The sequence below is a fragment of the Hymenobacter miniatus genome, assembly GCF_016427455.1.
GTDB lineage: Bacteria > Bacteroidota > Bacteroidia > Cytophagales > Hymenobacteraceae > Hymenobacter > Hymenobacter armeniacus.
The window spans coordinates 154,663-170,622 of the sequence record NZ_JAELXR010000006.1 but is presented as its reverse complement, the minus strand read 5'-3'; the positions used below and the strand labels follow the sequence as shown (position 1 = coordinate 170,622).

Sequence of the window (15,960 nt, the reverse complement as noted above, 5' to 3'; positions counted from 1 at the left end):
AGTCATTCATCTACCCCAATTTTTTCTGTTTGGACCGCACCGTACGAAACCTGCTTGTTGCCGCTGCCTGCCTGCTGGTGCTGGGCGGGCTGGGCGTATTTGCCGCCGTGCGCCAGGCCTCCCGGCCCGTGAGCGAAGTGCAGGTCAACATCGCCAACGAGTTCGATAACTTCTTCATCAGCGAGCGCGGCGTGACGGCCCTGCTCACCCGGGGCGGCAAAGAGCCGGTGGTGGGCACCGTGCCCGAAGGTCCGCGCCTGCGCCAACTGGAAGCTCGGCTCAAAGCCCACCCGTTCGTGCGCGACGCCCAGGTGTACCGCGACCTGGCCGGCAACCTGCACGCCGACGTGCGCCAAAACCGGCCCATTGCCCGCCTCACGCACCCCGATACCCGCCTCGATACGTATGTCGATGCCGAAGGGCACGTGCTGCCGCTTTCGCCGCTTTTTACCGCCCGCGTAGCCACCGTGGCAAGGCCTAATGGCGCCAACCTGCCAACTGCATTTTTCCAAGACAGTGTCGGGCGCCGCTACCTGGAGTTTTTGCGCTACGTCGACGAGCATGAATTCTGGAAAGCGCAGGTATCGGAGGTGTTCATTGAGCCAAGCGGCAAGCTTTCCTTTACCCAGCAAGTGGGGGACCAACGCATTGAATTTGGGCTGCCCGAAAATATTTCCGAAAAATTTGCCAAGCTTATGGTATTTTACCGGCAAATTCCGTCAGTTTTGGGGTGGGACACCTACCACCGCGTAAACGTCGAATACCAAAATCAGATTATTTGCGAATAGTAATTCGCTGAAACATAGGCCGTAAGGTCGAAAATCCCACCGTTCACAACTCTCGCGTTTTCATTGCTCGCCAGCACCGCTCCTATGCAACAAGACAAAATCGTCGTCGGGCTCGACATTGGTACTACAAAAATCTGCGCCCTGGTGGGCCGCAAAAACGAGTTCGGTAAACTCGAAATCCTGGGCATGGGCAAAGCCGTGTCGGAGGGTGTTTCGCGGGGCATCGTGCTCAACATCGACAAGACCGTCGACGCCATCAAACGCGCCATTCGGCAAGCCGAGGAACAGTCCGGAATTAGCATTGGAGTGGTAAACGTGGGCATTGCTGGGCAGCACATCAAGAGCCTGCAGCACAATGGCAGCATCACGCGCAACTCGCACGACACCATCGGTCCGGACGACGTGAACCGCCTCACGCAGGACATGTACCGCCTCGTGACCCAGCCCGGCTCGCAAATCATCCACGTGATGCCGCAGGACTACAAAGTCGACTACGAGGAAGGCATCGCCGACCCCGTGGGCTACGAAGGCGTGCGCTTGGAAGGCAACTTCCACATCATCACCGCCCAGAGCACGGCCATCAACAACATCAACAAGTGCGTGACCAAGGCCGGCCTCGAAATCGCCGACCTGATTCTCGAACCGTTGGCCAGCTCCATGTCCATCCTTTCCGAGGAGGAGAAGGAGGCCGGCGTGGCCCTGATTGACATCGGGGGCGGCACGACCGATTTGGCCGTGTTCAAGGACGGCATCATCCGCCATGCGGCGGTGCTGCCGTTTGGTGGCAACATCATCACGCAGGACATCAAAACCGGCTGCAACGTGGCGCCCGGCCAGGCCGAGCAGCTCAAGGTGAAGTTCGGCAAAGCCATTGCCCAGGAAGCCAGCGACTACGAAATCGTGAGCATCCCCGGCCTGCCCAACCGCCCGCCAAAGGAAGTTTCGCTGAAAAACCTGGCTTACATCATTGAGGCCCGCATGTCGGAAATCATGGAACTGGTGTATGCCGAAATCTACCGCATGGGCCTGCACGACAAGCTGTCGGCCGGCATCGTGCTGACGGGTGGCGGCTCGCAGCTCCAGAACCTGGAGCAGCTCACCGAGTACATCACCGGGCTGGACACCCGCATTGGCTACCCCAACCAGCACCTCGGCAAGAGCCGCATCGAGGCCGTGAAGTCGCCGATGTACGCCACCACGGTAGGCCTGGTGCTGTCGGGCTACCACTCGCTGGATGAGCGCAACCTGTCGCGCACGCCTTACGACCACGAAGAGCTGCCCGCCGCGCCCGCGTACTACGCCCCGCAGCCGGTGGCCGCGCCCGCGCCTGCTCCGGTGGAAACACGTGCCACTACGCCTGCCGCTCCCGCTCCGGCCCCCCAGCCGGCCAAGCAGAAGGAGCCCGGTGCAGCCAGCCGCTTCTTTAAAGACATCATCACCCGCACCAAAGGGCTGCTGATTGACGATTACGACGATAAATCCTACTAAATCCGACTGTCATGCTGAAGAACGGAGCATCTTATCACGGCTGCGTTTGTCAGAGTTACTAACCATTGCGGCGCGGGCGCGACAAGTTGTTTCGCTTCGCTCAACATGACATACTTATCATGAATTACAAATTCGACATTCCAGCCCAGAATAAGTCCATCATCAAGGTGATTGGAGTTGGCGGCGGGGGCTCCAATGCCGTGAAGCACATGCACAAGCAGGGCATCAAGGACGTGGAGTTCATTATCTGCAATACCGACCACCAAGCGCTGCAAAGCTCCACGGTGCCCAACAAGCTTCAGATTGGCGTTGACCTGACCGAGGGCCTCGGCGCGGGTGCTAAGCCCGAGCGGGGCCGCCAGGCCGCCATTGAGAGCAAGGAGCAAATCCGCGACCTGCTTAACCAAGGCACCAAGATGCTCTTCATCACGGCCGGCATGGGCGGTGGCACGGGCACGGGCGCGGCCCCGGTAATTGCGCAGGTAGCGCAGGAACTGGGCATCCTCACGGTGGGCATCGTGACGGCGCCTTTCATGTTTGAAGGCAAGAAGAAGCGTCAGCAGGCCGAAGAGGGCATCAAAGCCCTGAGCGAGCACTGCGACACGGTGCTGGTGATTCTCAACGACAAGCTGCCGCAGATTTACGGCAACCTGACCATGGGCGCCGCCTTTGCTAAGGCCGATACGGTGCTGACCACGGCCGCCAAGTCCATTGCCGAAATCATCACGGTGACGGCCGACGTGAACGTGGACTTTGAAGACGTGAAAACGGTGATGAAGGACAGCGGCGCCGCCGTAATGGGCAGCAGCGTGACCGAAGGCGAAAACCGCGCCCGCCGCGCCGCCGAAGAAGCTCTGAACTCGCCGTTGCTCAATAACACCGACATTCATGGCGCGCAGCGCATTCTGCTTTCCATCATGTCGGGCGCTGAGCACGAGCTGGAGATGGACGAGCTGACGGAAATCACCGAGTACATCCAGGAGAAAGCCGGCCAAGACGCGGAAATGATTTTCGGTCACGGCATTGATGAGTCGCTGGGCCAGAGCATTCGCGTGACGGTGATTGCCACGGGTTTTGCCCGCGAAGCGCATTCCATCACCACGCCGGCCATGGGCAGCGCGGCCGCCGCCGAGCCGGTGGCTGCCGCGCCGGTGGCCGAAGCGCCCCGGGCCGAAGCCCCTGCTGCGCCGGTTTCCAATCCGACTTCGGCGCCCTTCGTGCCCAGCTTTGGTGCTCCCGAGCCAGCCCGCGTGACCTTCGATTTGAACGGTCCTTCGGCCCACACGGCGCCGCCGTTGGCCGGCATTCCCGCCACCGCGCCCGGCGAGCCGGTGCTAACCTCGAACGCACCCGCCCCGGCCCCCGAGGCCGCTGCGGCAGGGGCTGCCCGCCCGCGGCCGGCCATGGACGCGCAAGCCCTGGAGCGCCGTCGGCGCCTGCAGGAGCTGAGCAACGGCCTGCCCCCCGAGGCGGTGAGCCAATACGATACGCCCGCCTACCTGCGTCGGCAGGTGAAGCTGGAAAACGTGGAGCCCAGCTCGGCGCAAAATATCTCGCGCTTCAACCTGTCGGACGACAATGAGCTGCTGGGCGACAACCGCTTCCTGCACGACAACGTCGACTAAGCGCTGATTTCTTTTGAAAAAAGCCGTCGTAGCCCCGCTGCGACGGCTTTTTTGTAGCTGCTTTAATGTGAGTCGCGTGCAAACTGAAAAGGAAATTGCCAGCCCTGGTTCGCTTGACAAGGCCTTCCGTCTGAGCCTGACGGGCGCGGCGGTTGTACTGGTGGCGCTGTTCTGGTTGATGACGTCCAACGGGCTGCATACCACCAGCGACTCGATTTACTACATAGCGGCCGCCCGCAGCTGGACGCAAAGCGGGCGCCTGTTGCACCCCGATGGCAGCCCATACCGCTACTGGGGGCCGCTGTATCCCGTGCTCCTGGCCATGGGCGAAAGCACCTTCGCAACCCGGTGCCTACATGGCTTGGCGCTAATAGGAAACCTGGGGCTGTGGGCCCTTGTGGCCAGGATACTGCTGCCGGCAAAGCGGGCGTTAGTGCTACCGTGGGCCTTGGCGCTGAGCACGGCCATGATGGTGCCGGCGGCATTTGTGTGGTCGGAAACGGTGTTTGCGCTGCTGCTGGCGGCTTATGTGTATGCCTTCCTGAACTGGTGCCGAACCGACCGGCCTGGCTGGCTGGCGCTGGCCACGGGGGCGGCTTTTCTTATTCCGCTGCAGCGCACGGCGGGCATGGCGTTGCTGGCCGGGGTGGGAGTTGGGGCGCTCCTATATCCGGGCCGGCGGCGGCGGTGCCGGCTGCTGTTGCTGCATGGGGTTGCATCGGCAGCGGGAGGAGTGGCCTGGAACTACTACGCGGAGCGGGTAGCCGGCACGCGTCCAGACCGTGGCTTTGGGACCCTGGCGAAGCTGTGGGGCTCTTTTTCTGACTATGGCTTTGTGTTGCTGCGGTGGTTTTTGCCGCTGCCGGCCAGTTGGCGCACGGTAGCAGCCGGGCTGTTTGCCGTGGCGCTGCCGGTATGGCTGGCTGGACTTTGGCTGGGCGCCATCAAAAAGTCGGCAACTCCTGAGAAAAACGCCGCCGGTTTACGCCTGCTTTGGGTGACCGCACTGGTGTATGTGCTGGGGCTGCTGCTGGCCGTGAACATGACGCGTGGCGCTACCGGGCTGTATGATGCCGAGCGATACGCGGCGGTGCTCAGTGGCCCGGTGCTGCTGCTGGCCCTGGCGGCGTGGCCCAAGACCGAGAAACCCTGGGCAACATGGGCTCAGCGCGGGGTAGTGGCGGCCTGGCTGGCGTATTCGGCCGTGCGGGTGGGGCACAACGTGCTGGTGCTACGATTACCCGAGACGGTGGAGGTATTCGCGCCCAGGCAGCCCTAGCAGCATTTTGGGTGCTGCGTGCGTGCCCGGATGCTTACGCGCGCTCATATTCCAGCTTGTTCTTCCACCGGTTGAGCGGTGCTTCCAGCCACACCCACGACGCCCACGCCAGCACGAAAACCAGCGGCAGCAGAAACACAACGGTGGGCAAAGGCCCCAGCCAGAAGTGTCGCGCCTCCGTTCCGGGGAACAGCTTATACACAGCTCGCTGGTAGAAAACCGGCAGCATGAGGTGGTAAAGATAAATGCCGTAGCTGCGCTGGCCTACCCAGCGGAGCAGTTCCAGGCCCCTGTTTTCGGAGGGTGGGCGCGTGGGTTGGTGCAGGGCCCAGTTGAGGGTGAGAGCGGCCGGCACGCCGCCGGCGGTGGGGTACACCAGGTTCCACAACTCGTGCGCCTCATTCAGATACAGCACCAGCCACAGCGCCGCCCAAGCCAGCCAGGCCACTACCACCCACCGAAAATGCGCCAGACGCCGCACCCAGGGCTGCTGCTCGGCGTGGCGCAGCATGGCCCCAGCCGCAAACATGTCGAGGCAGGACGGCAAGAGCGCCAGTACCAGCGGCGCACCCGGCTGCACCCAGTAGCTCCACACGTAGCGAAACGCCAGGCCGCTGAGCATCACCAGTCCTAGCCAGCGCAGGCGCTTGGGCAGCACGGCCAGGGCCACCGGCCATAGCAGGTAAAACTGCTCGTCCACGGCCATGGTCCAGTAGTGGCCCACGCCTTCGCCCCAGTGCTGCAGGTGGTAAAACAACTGGTTGGAAACCGGCACAATGAACCACAGCGGGTACTCGTGCAAAGTTGCCAGGGGCAGGGCCGCGCCCACAATGAGCGACACGTAATAGGGAGGCAGCGTGCGCGTAAGCCGGCGCAAATAGAAAATGCCCAGCCGGCGGGGCCAGCCGCCGGGCGCGCCCACGTATACTTTCTGCTTCCAGATGATGCCGGAAATGAAGTAGCCGCTCAGCACGAAAAAGGTCATGCTGCCCATGTTGCTGATGGGAAACCGCGGGTGCGTCCAGTGCCCCAGAATGACCAGCAGGATGCCCACGGCCCGCACCGCATCCAGGCCGGGGCGGTAGGCCAAGGGGTGCGGGCCCGCGCCCACCGATGCCGCGGCCACTAGCCCATGGTGTGGTACACGGCCTGCACGTCCTCGTCTTCCTCAAACTTTTCGATGAGGGTGAGCACTTCTTCGGCTTGCTCGTCGGTGAGGGTCACGGTGGCGTTGGGCACGCGCTGCAGGTTGGCGCTTAGCACGTTCAGCCCTTTGGCTTCGAGGGCTTTCTGCAGCTGGCCGAAGTCGGTGAAGGCCGACTCGACCACGATGTACTGGTGCTCGGCGCCGTGCTCGTCCTCCTCGGTGGTTTCGTACACGTCTTCGGCGCCGAAATCAATGAGTTCCAGCTCCAGCTCGTCGCGGTCGAGGCCAGCGGCGTCGAGCTTGAACACGCCCTTGCGGGTGAAAGTGTAGTCCGAAGAGCCGGCCGTGCCCAGGGCGCCGTTGTTGCGGTTGAAGTAGAGGCGCACGTTGCTCACGGTGCGGGTGGGGTTGTCGGTGGCGGTTTCCACCACAATGGCCACGCCGTGGGGGCCGTAGCCCTCGTACACCACTTCTTGGTAGTCCTTTTCGTCCTTGCCGGTGGCGCGCTTGATGGCGGCCTCCACGCGGTCCTTGGGCATGTTCACGCCTTTGGCGTTCTGCATGGCGGTGCGCAGGCGGGCGTTGGTGTCGGGGTTGGGGCCGGATTCTTTCACGGCCATCACGATTTCTTTGCCAATGCGGGTGAAGTCTTTCGACATCCGGTCCCACCGCTTCATTTTGCGGCCTTTGCGAAATTCAAACGCGCGTCCCATAGGGGTCAGTTTTCAGTTAACAGTGAGCTGTGAACCGCTGCGGCGAAGCGCCCAAGGGGCAGAATCGGCGAAACGGGCCGCAAGTTAGCCAGAACGGGCGGGGGACGCCAAATGCGCGGCTATTTACGCCGGGCCGGGGCTTTCGAGCGGGGCTTGGGGGCCTTGCCGGGGGCTTTCGGAGGAGTGGCCACCAGGTCGTACACGCCGCGGTTGCCGGCGGGGTAGCCCAGGATGGTGATGCTGAGACGCCGCGAGGCCGGCTCGAAGCGAAAGGTGCCGCGTTGCACGTCGGCCCCTTTCAGGTCGGAAAACGCGAAGCGAATGCTGTCGCCGGCAAGCGCAAAGGTGCCGGTCTGGTTGAAATAGTGCGGGCTGCCCGAGGCCACAATGCTCAGGTGCTTCTCGTAGGTCCCATCGGCCCGCAGGGTGAGGGTGCCGCCCACGCCGCTCACGCGGGTGGGCGGGCCGGCGCTGGTGGTGTCGTACACGGTGTAGGCCGTGTAGGTATACGTGGAGTAGAAAGTGGGAGGCGCCGCTGGGGTTTGGGCCTGCGCCGTGGGCACCAGCAACCACAAGAAATTAGCAACGCTGAGAAGGATTCGCATAAGTTGAAACAGAGCCGCCCGCGGGCAAATCAAGACCGGGGCTGAAATGAAGGAGAACGAAAGTAAAACCCGGGCGCTGAGCAACGCCCGGCGGCCTCATTTGGCAAAAGCGGTGCCGCTTCTTTTATTTACCGGAATTGGCAAGGGCACAAATAATTGCGGAAGCATGGAAAAAAGTTTACCCCCGACAAACCGGCGCAACCCTTTGAACAAGCGGCTGGCGAAAGCGGCGGCCTCGCTGGCCGGCGTGCTGGTGCTGCTGGCCGCGGGGCCGCCCGCCGCGTCCGACACCGCCCGGGTGCGCGACCTACTGCGCCAAAGCCAGGACCTGCTGCGCGCCGGCCAGAACGACGCCGCCCAGCCGTTGCTGCGGCAAGCCCGCGACCTGGCCCGCCGCACCCATTTCGCGGCCGGCGAAGTGGAAAGCCTGCGCGTGCTGGGCAAAGCCGAGCTGGTGCACGGCAGCTTTGCCGAAGCCCGCGCCTACCTGACCCAAGCCGTGGCCTTGGCCCGGCACACTCCCGGCCAGCCCGGCCTGGCCGACGTGCTCCTCACCCTGGGCCAGGTCGCCAACGAGCAAGACGACTACCCCGGCGCCCTGCGCGCCTGCGAAGAAGCCCTGCAGCTGTACCACGCCCGCGGTGCCGTGCGCGACGAAGCCCGGACCCGCAACGGCCTGGGCATTATTTACAGCAGCCGCGGCGACTTCCCGCGGGCGCTGGCCATGCTGCTGCCGGCCCTGCGCCAAACTCAGCAACTGGGCGACAGCGCCCTGCAGGCCAACTGCCTCACCAACCTGGGCAACGTGTATTTTCGGCACAACGACGCGCGAAAAGCCCTGCATTATTTCGAGCAGGCCCTGCCGTTGGTGCGCCACCGGCCCGACCAGGGCGCGCTGGCCGACTGCCTGACCAACCTGGCCGCTGCGCATCAGCAGCTGGGCGAATTCAAACAAGCCGAGCCCTTCTATCAGCAAGCCATTGCCGTGTCGGAGCAGGCCGGCGAGCGGGCCCAGCTGGGCGTGGTGCTGAGCGACTACGCCCAACTGCTCAGCGACTTGCGACGCCTGCCCGCCGCGCAGGCCACGCTGGAACGGGCGCGTGCGTTGCTGGAAAATTCTGGCGACGTGGGCACCCTGGCCGCCACGCTGGTGGCGTTGGGGCAGCTGCACAGCAAGCTCGGCCACGCGGCAGCGGCCGAAGCCCAGGCCCGCCGCGCTCTGGCTCTGGCCACGTCCATTCAGGATTGGAGCGTGCAGGAATCGAGCGGCGCGCTGCTGGCCGGCCTGCTCAAGCGCCGCGGCGACTACCGGCAGGCGCTGCAGTACACCGAGCTGGCCCAGGCCGCGCACGACACCGTGTTTTCGCAGTCCAAGGCCGAAGAGATGGGGCGGCTGCAGGGCGATTTTCAGCTCAGCCAGGAGCGCGAACGGGCCCAGGCACTGGCCCGCACCGGCGAGGCCCAGCAGCAGCGCCTGCAGGCCCAGCAGCGCCAGCTCTGGGGCCTGGGGCTGGGCCTGGGCGTGGTGGCCGCCGCGGGGCTGGCCCTGTGGCGCCTCAACCGCCTGTTGGGCCGCAAAAACCAGCAAATTGAGACACAGCGGGCCGAACTCACCGAGCTGAACGCAACCAAAGACCGGTTGTTTTCCATCATTGGGCACGACCTGCGCGGGCCGCTGCACTCGCTCCACGCCTTTGTGGAGCTGTTGGCCGGCCCCCCGCTGCCGCCCGATAAGCTGGCCCAGTACACCCAGCGCCTCACCCGCACCCTCGACCACACCCTGGCACTGCTGGAAAACCTGCTGAACTGGGCCGCGCTGCAAATGCGGGCCGCCGGCCCGCCCCGCCCCGAACCCCTGGACCTGGCCGCCCTGGTGGAAGAAAACATCGGCCTGCTGGCCGCGGCTGCCGAGGCGGCGCAGATAAGCGTGGGGCACCACCTCGCGGGCGACGAATGCGCCTGGGCCGACCCCGCCGCCGCGCGCCTGGTGCTGCGCAACCTGTTGGCCAACGCCATCAAGTTTACGCCTGCGGGCGGCACGGTGCAGGTATCGGCCCGGCGCGAGGGCGCCGCCTGGCAGCTGGCCGTGGCCGATACCGGCCGCGGCTTGCCCGAGCCCACGCCCTGGCAGGAGCTGCGCCCCGAAAGCCTGCCGCGCCGCGCCGGCGAGGGCGGCCAGGCCCGCAGCACCGGCCTGGGCCTGCTGCTGAGCCGCGACGTGCTGGCCCGCAACGGCGGCCGGCTGTGGGTGGCCAGCGCCGGCCCCGGCCAGGGCACCACGTTTGCCCTAAGCCTGCCCGTGGCCGAGCCGGTGGCCGCGTCGGAAGCCGTTGGTTAAGCGGGCTTGTGGGGGTGGCGGCTCAGCAGGCGCTGCTGTACCACCTGCGCCAGCACGGCCTCCCGAAAGGTGAGGCCCAGCGGCACTTCCACGGCACCCACGCGCACGGCCTGCCCGCCCACGGCGTCGATGCGGCCGGCATTCACCAGGTAGGAGCGGTGGGTACGCACAAACAGGCTGGCCGGCAATTGGCCTTCCATGTGCTTGAGGTTGACCAACGTAATGTGCACGGTGCCGTCGGCGAGGTGCACCTTGCTGAAGTCGCGCATGGCTTCTACATATGCCACGTCGGCGTAGCGCACTTTCACAAACTGCAGCTCGGTGCGAATGAAAAAGGCTTCGTTCTCGTCGACGGGCGGGGCGGGAGGACTGGTGGCTTCGGTGGCGCTCGCCCGCAGGTGCAGCAGGGCTTTGTCGATGGCCCGCAGAAAGCGCTCGAAGCGCAGGGGCTTCACCAGGAAATCGACGGCGTCGAGGTCGTAGGTGGGCAGGGCGTATTCGGGGTGAGAGGTCATGAAAATGACCAGCGGCGGCCGCCGCAGCGCCCGCACCAGTTCCAGGCCGTTGAGCTCGGGCAGTTCAATGTCGGTAATGAGCAGGTCGACGGAGGTGCGGGCCAGGTGTTCGAAGGCGGGCAGGGCGTCGGCGTACTGCCCGGCCAGCGTGAGGGCCGGAATGCGCGCCACGTAGCTGCTCGCCAGGTCGCTCACCAGCGGGTCGTCGTCGAGGACGAGGCAAGTGAAAGGCGGAGACATGCGGTGGAAAGGAAAAAACGGGTGTCTGCAAAGTGGCTTGCCAGCCGCAGAAAGGGCCGGAGGATGTCGGCGGTGTTCGCGCTCAGTGGCTTCGGCCGGGGCTGCTTGCTTTGCTTGTCCGCGCAAGGTAGCGCGTCGTTGGATTTCGACCTAATGGCGCGTTGTGCAGGGCCTTCGCCGACGCCACGTCTCGTCGGTCGACTTTATCGGGCGTTTGCTAGACGAGGCTAGGAGCCCTTGGGTGGCGGCTATAATTTTCGGGTATATGGCTTTCGCGTTTCCGCATTCCCTCGCCGGTTGTCTGTCCGAATCCATGCGCCCTCCTGGTTCCAAAATTCCCGGCTTTCTCACCAAGTGGCGGCGCATCGACTGGGTCGGGGCGTCGGCTTCGGGCGAGCCGGGCGCTACCGATGCCAGGAGCCCCGGCAACTGGCTATCCGACCTGGCATACTCAGCCAGCCGCATCATTCAACGGGTGGCGTCTCTAATTAAAAAAGCCCAAAAGAAACGCTGAAGCAGGTTCGCTACCACCACAGTGGTTGAGTCCGGCACCGTCCGGCCCGTCGTGCATTACCTGATTAACCCCCCTTAAGGCCCACTCCCATGCAATCCCTTTCCTTGTTTCGCGGCCTCTTCGGGTGCGCCCTGCTCATCAATTTGCTGCTCAATACATCTGCGCTGGCCCAGCCGGCCTATAGCGGCCCCTCCGGGGCGGTCGTATTTGCCAAGGCGCAGCAGCTGGAAGCCGCCGGCAACAAGGCCGCCGCTGCCGCCGCCTACCAGCAGGCTTACGAAGCCTACACCAGCGTCGACGATTCGGAGGGCATGACCAAGGCGTTGGCCCGCAAAAATGCCCTGAGCCGGCCCACCACCACCACGACCGTGCCAGCCCGGCCCGCTGCCGCGCCGGCCGGTGGCACCCAGCCGCTGGCCGGTTCTGTGAAAGGCGGGCGTCCTGCGGGCTTGTTTTTCATGACGAGATATTGGATTGCTACCCATTCGCTGGAGAAATCAACTTACTACTTCGCCCCCAATGGGCAGGTGTACGTGGACCCGGCGGGTTTTTCGGCGGCCCAGTTGGCGGCCGTGCCGGCTGCTTCCCGGGGCAGCTACACGGTGGCGGGGCGCAAGCTCAGCGTGCGCTGGGCCAGCGGCCAGACCGAAAGCGCCGACGTGGAGCCCCAGTCCGAAACCTTTGCCTGGAACATGGGCATCTTCCTGGCCGGGCGGCCCTTTGCGAGTGCCAGCCAACTGGTGGGGGCATTTGAGGGCGGCAATTCCATCAGCACGAGCAGCGGCAGCGCGGCGGCGGTGAGCAGCCTAACCTTCCGGGCCAATGGCACCTACAGCGGCGGCAACGCCAGCAGCTTTGGCGGGCGCAATGAGGCGGGGGCCAGTACGTACTCGGCCGGCAGCAGCGGCGGCAGCGCCGGCCGCTGGAGCCTCAGCGGCTGGACGCTGACCCTCACCGACGCGACGGGCCGCACCAGCAGCGGCGTGGCCTATCCCATCGAAAAAAACGAAAAAACGGGACAGGTGACGCGCTTTTACTTCAACAACGTGGCCTACAAGCGGCTGTGAAGCCCCGGTAGGTTCGTTTTCAAACACCTGTTTGCCCGATATATTTTCGCCGCATGCACCGAAAATTCCTTGCCACCGCACTGCTGTGCGCTACTGCTGCCCTGGCTTTCGCACAGGCCAAAACGACTCTGAAAAACGTGCCCGCCGCGGCTCGCCGCTCGGCCGTGCCGCCCATGCCCGGCACCCTGCCCACCAAGTTTTACACCACCTATACCTACACGGTGTACCTGATTTACGCGCCCAAGTACAGTCCGAAGCCCACCAACACGCGCGGGGTGGGCGGTACGCTCACGCTAGGCCCCACGGGCCGCTACGAGAAAAAGCTCAAATTCCCGGGGCCCTACGGCACCAACCATTTCGACGAAGTGGGGCGCTACACGCTGAAGGGCAAGAACATTGAATTCACGTACAACGACTCCAAGGGCAAGGCCGTGACCTACGGCGGCACGTTCGACTACAGCGAGCCAGCTCTGGCTCTGACCATGGTGCTGAACCAGGAGGCCGACGGCGGGCGCGAAGTATTCGGGCTGGTGGTGGCGGGTTCCGAAACGGTGAAGCGCACCTTTAACGACGACGGCACCGTGAAAATGGGCAACTGAGGCGCCGGGGCTTTCCTTTGAGGAAAATTAAGCGCCCTGCGTATGCCTGTTTTTCTTCGCGAACTCATTCGCCCCGCCGCCGAGCTGCCCGACGCCGACGTGTGCCTCGTGGGCTTGCCCCTCGATTTTGGGACTGTGCTGGAAGGCGGCCGGGCCGGTGCCGCCGGCGCCCCCGATGCCATGCGCCGCGAGCTGCGCCGCTACCACAAAACCTACAACCTAGAGCACAACGTCAGCCTCGACGCCCTGCGCATTGCCGACGCCGGCAACCTTGCGCTGCGCCACGCCGACCACGCCGCCAACCACGCCGAAATCCGCGAGCAGCTGGCGAAGCTGCTGCGCCAATACCCGCGCGTGGTGGTGCTGGGTGGCTCGCACGACGGCACCTACTCCACGGTGCGCGGCCTGGTGGATGCCAGCGGGGGGCAGCCCGTGGGCGGCATCAATTTCGATGCCCACGCCGACGTGAAGGACAAGCCGGGCCTCATCAGCAGCGGCACGCCCTTCGGCAAGCTGCTGCGCGAGGGCTTCGTGCCGGGCGAGCGGTTTACGGAAATCGGCCTGCATTCCAACCTCAACACCCGCGAGGACATCGAGTTTCTGCACCGGCAGCAGGCGCACATCGTGCCGCTGGCCCACGTGCAGCAGGACGGGATGGCGCTCTACGCCGGCCGGGCCCTGACCCGCGCGGCCGCTGGCGGGCCGGCCTTCGTGAGCTTCGACATTGATGGCTGCGCCGAGGCGTATGCGCCGGCCGTGTCGGCACCCAGCGCCGATGGGTTTACGCCGCGCCAGGCGGTGGAAGCGGCCTTTCTGGCCGGGCAAAACGAGGCGGTCCGGCTGTTCGAAGTCGTGGAGTTTAACCCCCATTACGACCGCGACAACCAGACCGCCCGTTTGTGCGCCACCATCATCACGGCTTATTTAACCGGGGTGGCCAGCCAATTGGCGTAAGCGAGACTCAGTCGCCCACGCCGCCGCGGTACAGCGGCGGGACGGGCGGCGACTGGTAACCTTTTGACTTTTTCAACGCTGTGGTGTAAGCGCGGTGCTGGGCTTTGGCTTTGCGCGACTGGCGCCGCCCGCCGGTGAGCAGCCAGGCCGCCGCCCCCGCCAAAATGCCAGCGCCGATGACGGCCGCCTGCAGTGGCAGCTTGTCTTTGGGCGCGGGCGGGAGGTGCTCCACGCCGCTGGCGTCGGTGCGGGCGGGCTCGTGCACGTAGCGGCCGTGGCTGGGCACGGGGTAGTTATCGGCCAGGGCGCGCAAGCCGGCGGCCGCTTCGGGCCCCGTGATGACCGGGCCGTGGCCGCAGCCAATGGCTTTGGGCGCGAGGTCGGCCAGCGTCTGCACCGAGGTGCGGGCGGCCTCCCAGTCGTAGTTGAACGGCGTGCCGGCGCGGCTGATTTTGGGCAGCCCCAGCAGCACGGCGGGCACCGAGTCGTGGTGGCAGGTGGCAAAGGCATCGGCCCCGAGCAAGGTGCCGTCGGCGGGCCGGAAAAAGGCCAGCTGGCCAGGGGCGTGGCCGGGCACGTGCAGCCAGCGCCAGTTCATGAGGAAAGGGGCGGCCGGGTCGTCGGTGTTGAGGGCCTGCACCCGCTCCTCCAGATTGGGCAGCTGCGTGGGGAAAAAGCGGCTCATAAAGGCCAGGGAACCGCCCACGGTGGGGTCGCGCGGCGGGTATTGGGCTTTGCCGGTGAGGTAGGGCAGCTCCAGGGGGTGGGCCACCACGGGCACCTTCCAGTGGTCGGCCAGCTCGCGGGCCGAGCCGAGGTGGTCGAGGTGGCCGTGGGTGAGCAGGATGGCTTCGGGGCGGGTGCCAGGGTAGAAGAGCTTGTCGGCGGCGGCGATGATGGTTTTGGCGCTGCCCGGCAGGCCGGTATCGACGAGCACCCATTCGCCGGGGGTGCCGGTTTCGACGAAGTAGACATTGACAAAGCGCTGAATGCGCAGCTGGGTGACGCCGGCGGCTACTGTATCCATAGAGAAGCGGTTTGGGATGAAACGGAATGCAACAAGCATACGGCAAACCCGGCAGAAAGTAGGCGCCCAAGGCCGAGCTTACATAAAAATGCCGGGGCGCTGTAACGAATGGCGCCGGACCAGGTACTCGTTGCCAAAGCCTACCTGGCTAGGCGCCCGGGCCAGGTCCGGCAGCACCGTCTTCTTCATTTTTTTACTTTCTCCACATCATGAAAATCCTTCTTTCTGCACTTGCCCTGGCTTGCCTGGCCCTGCCAGCCGCCGCCCAAACCGCCCCCGAACCCGCCTTCAACATGACGTGCGACGAAGGCAACTGGGGCCGGCACGACGGCGAAAACAAGCGCTTCTGCGAAACCCGCGACCTGACCATGAGCGCGCCCGCCGGCCAGCCGCTGGCCATCGAAGGCGGGGCCAACGGCGGCATCACCGTGCGCGGCTGGTCGGGCCCCAATGTCCGCATCCGGGCCAAGGTCACGAGCTGGGCCAGCACCGAAGCCGAAGCGCAAAACCGCGTGAAAGCCGTGAGCATTGGCACGGCCAACAACACGCTGCGCGCAAGCTCCACCGCCGCCACCGAGCAATACAGCGTGAGCTACGAGGTATTTGTGCCGCGCCAAACGGCGTTGGTGCTCAACACCCTGAACGGCGGCATTCACCTCGAAAATATGCTGTCGGAGGTGAAGTTCCACGCCACCAATGGCGGCGTTTCGCTGGCCAACATGGGCGGCCAGATGACGGGCCAGACCGTGAACGGCGGCCTCACCATCAACCTGACCGGCAAGCAGTGGGAGGGCAAGGGCCTTGACGTGCAAACCACCAACGGCGGCATTCGCTGGCGGGTGCCGCAGGACTACTCGGCCCAGCTATTCACGAGCACCAACATGGGCAGCATCCGGGCCAATATACCCGTTACCAGAACGGGTTTTCTGCGCCGCGAGCTGGCCACCAACCTCGGCAAAGGCGGCGCCCCGGTGCGCGCCGTGACCACCAACGGCGGCGTGAGCCTGGAGCAAAGCCGCGACTAAAATCCGCCGCTCAATGCAACAAGCCCCTCGTGCCGT

Annotated in this window: 15 protein-coding genes; 10 read left to right on the top strand and 5 right to left on the bottom strand. The window is 64.9% G+C overall.

Going from position 1 to position 15,960, the window contains the following annotated elements:
* Positions 1-29: 29 nt before the first annotated feature.
* From JAO73_RS11500 to JAO73_RS11485, 4 genes are all read left to right on the top strand, one after another.
* On the top strand, positions 30-788 hold the full coding sequence (locus JAO73_RS11500; protein ID WP_198977182.1) for a cell division protein FtsQ/DivIB: 759 nt from the start codon (positions 30-32) through the stop codon (positions 786-788).
* Between the two features lie 84 nt (positions 789-872).
* Positions 873-2,276, top strand: a complete 1,404-nt coding sequence (gene ftsA / locus JAO73_RS11495) for a cell division protein FtsA (protein ID WP_198977181.1) — start codon at positions 873-875, stop codon at positions 2,274-2,276.
* Between the two features lie 119 nt (positions 2,277-2,395).
* A complete protein-coding gene (ftsZ, locus tag JAO73_RS11490) occupies positions 2,396-3,901 on the top strand; it encodes a cell division protein FtsZ (RefSeq protein WP_198977180.1) in 1,506 nt (501 codons plus the stop codon).
* 76 nt (positions 3,902-3,977) lie between these two features.
* Positions 3,978-5,180 (top strand): glycosyltransferase family protein, encoded by a 1,203-nt coding sequence (locus JAO73_RS11485; RefSeq protein ID WP_198977179.1) that lies wholly within the window; start codon positions 3,978-3,980, stop codon positions 5,178-5,180.
* Between the two features lie 34 nt (positions 5,181-5,214).
* On the opposite strand, the gene JAO73_RS11480 is transcribed toward JAO73_RS11485, so the two are convergent.
* The 3 genes from JAO73_RS11480 to JAO73_RS11470 form a co-directional block, all read right to left on the bottom strand.
* Positions 5,215-6,270, bottom strand: coding sequence for an acyltransferase family protein (locus tag JAO73_RS11480; protein WP_198977178.1), 1,056 nt, complete (start codon positions 6,268-6,270; stop codon positions 5,215-5,217).
* Between the two features lie 35 nt (positions 6,271-6,305).
* On the bottom strand, positions 6,306-7,040 hold the full coding sequence (locus JAO73_RS11475) for a YebC/PmpR family DNA-binding transcriptional regulator (RefSeq protein ID WP_198977177.1): 735 nt from the start codon (positions 7,038-7,040) through the stop codon (positions 6,306-6,308).
* 119 nt (positions 7,041-7,159) lie between these two features.
* Positions 7,160-7,645 (bottom strand): hypothetical protein, encoded by a 486-nt coding sequence (locus JAO73_RS11470; RefSeq protein WP_198977176.1) that lies wholly within the window; start codon positions 7,643-7,645, stop codon positions 7,160-7,162.
* Positions 7,646-7,811: 166 nt separating this feature from the next.
* On the opposite strand from JAO73_RS11470, the gene JAO73_RS11465 reads away from it, so the two are divergent.
* Positions 7,812-9,983: an ATP-binding protein gene (locus tag JAO73_RS11465; protein ID WP_198977175.1), complete on the top strand. Its 2,172-nt coding sequence runs from the start codon at positions 7,812-7,814 to the stop codon at positions 9,981-9,983.
* Here JAO73_RS11465 and JAO73_RS11460 read toward each other — a convergent pair.
* On the bottom strand, positions 9,980-10,738 hold the full coding sequence (locus tag JAO73_RS11460; RefSeq protein ID WP_198977174.1) for a LytR/AlgR family response regulator transcription factor: 759 nt from the start codon (positions 10,736-10,738) through the stop codon (positions 9,980-9,982). The genes JAO73_RS11465 and JAO73_RS11460 overlap by 4 nt on opposite strands.
* 265 nt (positions 10,739-11,003) lie before the next feature.
* Between JAO73_RS11460 and JAO73_RS11455 the strand changes: the two genes are divergently transcribed.
* From JAO73_RS11455 to JAO73_RS11440, 4 genes are all read left to right on the top strand, one after another.
* Positions 11,004-11,252 (top strand): hypothetical protein, encoded by a 249-nt coding sequence (locus JAO73_RS11455; RefSeq protein ID WP_198977173.1) that lies wholly within the window; start codon positions 11,004-11,006, stop codon positions 11,250-11,252.
* Positions 11,253-11,341: 89 nt separating this feature from the next.
* A complete protein-coding gene (locus tag JAO73_RS11450) occupies positions 11,342-12,319 on the top strand; it encodes a hypothetical protein (protein WP_198977172.1) in 978 nt (325 codons plus the stop codon).
* A gap of 53 nt (positions 12,320-12,372) precedes the next feature.
* Complete coding sequence (locus JAO73_RS11445; RefSeq protein ID WP_198977171.1) at positions 12,373-12,918, top strand: hypothetical protein; 546 nt, start codon at positions 12,373-12,375, stop codon at positions 12,916-12,918.
* Between the two features lie 42 nt (positions 12,919-12,960).
* Positions 12,961-13,872, top strand: a complete 912-nt coding sequence (locus JAO73_RS11440; RefSeq protein WP_198977170.1) for an arginase family protein — start codon at positions 12,961-12,963, stop codon at positions 13,870-13,872.
* 7 nt (positions 13,873-13,879) lie between these two features.
* On the opposite strand, the gene JAO73_RS11435 is transcribed toward JAO73_RS11440, so the two are convergent.
* Positions 13,880-14,899, bottom strand: a complete 1,020-nt coding sequence (locus JAO73_RS11435; protein WP_198977169.1) for an MBL fold metallo-hydrolase — start codon at positions 14,897-14,899, stop codon at positions 13,880-13,882.
* Positions 14,900-15,108: 209 nt separating this feature from the next.
* On the opposite strand from JAO73_RS11435, the gene JAO73_RS11430 reads away from it, so the two are divergent.
* Positions 15,109-15,924, top strand: a complete 816-nt coding sequence (locus tag JAO73_RS11430; RefSeq protein ID WP_198977168.1) for a DUF4097 family beta strand repeat-containing protein — start codon at positions 15,109-15,111, stop codon at positions 15,922-15,924.
* The last annotated feature ends 36 nt before the right edge of the window (positions 15,925-15,960 follow it).

What these genes read in the sequence shown, in the direction of transcription:
- JAO73_RS11460 (WP_198977174.1), bottom strand. Translation starts at nt 10,738, where the DNA reads ATGTCTCCGCCTTTCACTTGCCTCGTCCTCGACGACGACCCGCTGGTG.
- JAO73_RS11445 (WP_198977171.1), top strand. Translation starts at nt 12,373, where the DNA reads ATGCACCGAAAATTCCTTGCCACCGCACTGCTGTGCGCTACTGCTGCC.
- ftsZ (WP_198977180.1), top strand. Translation starts at nt 2,396, where the DNA reads ATGAATTACAAATTCGACATTCCAGCCCAGAATAAGTCCATCATCAAG.
- JAO73_RS11470 (WP_198977176.1), bottom strand. Translation starts at nt 7,645, where the DNA reads ATGCGAATCCTTCTCAGCGTTGCTAATTTCTTGTGGTTGCTGGTGCCC.
- JAO73_RS11435 (WP_198977169.1), bottom strand. Translation starts at nt 14,899, where the DNA reads ATGGATACAGTAGCCGCCGGCGTCACCCAGCTGCGCATTCAGCGCTTT.
- JAO73_RS11450 (WP_198977172.1), top strand. Translation starts at nt 11,342, where the DNA reads ATGCAATCCCTTTCCTTGTTTCGCGGCCTCTTCGGGTGCGCCCTGCTC.
- JAO73_RS11475 (WP_198977177.1), bottom strand. Translation starts at nt 7,040, where the DNA reads ATGGGACGCGCGTTTGAATTTCGCAAAGGCCGCAAAATGAAGCGGTGG.
- JAO73_RS11440 (WP_198977170.1), top strand. Translation starts at nt 12,961, where the DNA reads ATGCCTGTTTTTCTTCGCGAACTCATTCGCCCCGCCGCCGAGCTGCCC.
- JAO73_RS11430 (WP_198977168.1), top strand. Translation starts at nt 15,109, where the DNA reads ATGAAAATCCTTCTTTCTGCACTTGCCCTGGCTTGCCTGGCCCTGCCA.
- ftsA (WP_198977181.1), top strand. Translation starts at nt 873, where the DNA reads ATGCAACAAGACAAAATCGTCGTCGGGCTCGACATTGGTACTACAAAA.
- JAO73_RS11455 (WP_198977173.1), top strand. Translation starts at nt 11,004, where the DNA reads ATGGCTTTCGCGTTTCCGCATTCCCTCGCCGGTTGTCTGTCCGAATCC.
- JAO73_RS11465 (WP_198977175.1), top strand. Translation starts at nt 7,812, where the DNA reads ATGGAAAAAAGTTTACCCCCGACAAACCGGCGCAACCCTTTGAACAAG.